1 protein-coding gene is annotated in these 823 nt (G+C 70.1%); it reads right to left on the bottom strand.

Annotated elements, in window-relative coordinates; genetic code table 11:
• Positions 1 to 823 (bottom strand): condensation domain-containing protein (locus IG98_RS0144045; RefSeq protein ID WP_030926644.1); only part of this gene is annotated, 823 nt, incomplete at both ends.

Here is an 823-nt window from a genome sequence, read left to right as displayed (position 1 = left end):
CTCCAGCAACCCCGCCAGCCGGCCACGCATCGCCGACACCGCCGCCAGCACACCGGACCGGCCGACCAGCGCCCGCACCGGCAACATGTTCATGAACGGACCCGCCACCCGGTCCGCCCCCGCGCCGGCGTTCATCCGGCCGAACAGCACCGTCCCGAACACCACATCCTCACGGCCGCTGACCACCGCCAGCACCCGCGCCCACACCACGTGCATCACCGTCGCCGGGCTGGTCTGCAACCGCCGCGCGACCTCCCGGATCCGGCTGTCCCACTCAGGGGAGAACCCCAGCCCTGCCCGGACCACACCGGCACCGTCGCCACGTACGTCCACGTCCAACCCCGCACGCGCCTGCGCCACGAAGTCCCGGAACGGCAACGGCTCGGCCAGATCCTCGACGTTCCCGGAGACGAAAGCACGCACCTCCGCGAGCAGCACCTCCACCGCCGTGTGGTCCTGCACCATGTGGTGCATCCGTACCATTCCCAGCCATCGGTCGCTTCCGGGCACTGCTGCGATGTGCACGTCGATCAATGGGGCCTGGCCCAGATCCATCGTCATGCCGCCCAGCGCCACCAGATCGGCCGCCAGGTCGGTACTCCGCGGATCGAGTCCCACCTCATCAACGAGCAGTACGGCCTGGCGCCACACGACCTGCACGGGTTCGCGCAGCCCCTCCCACACGATGGCGGTCCGCAGGATGTCGTGCCGGTCCACCACCTGCTGCAACGCCACGGTGAAGGCGTCAAGGCGCGCGCGGGAGTCGAATTCCACGACGATCGGCTGCACGTAGGCGTCCTCGCCGCCGTCGGCCAGCAGATGG

Origin of the sequence: Streptosporangium amethystogenes (assembly GCF_000721075.1) — a bacterium.
Taxonomy (GTDB): domain Bacteria; phylum Actinomycetota; class Actinomycetes; order Streptosporangiales; family Streptosporangiaceae; genus Streptosporangium; species Streptosporangium amethystogenes.
The sequence above is the reverse complement of the archived record's forward strand: the minus strand, read 5'-3'. Positions and strand labels throughout refer to the sequence as shown.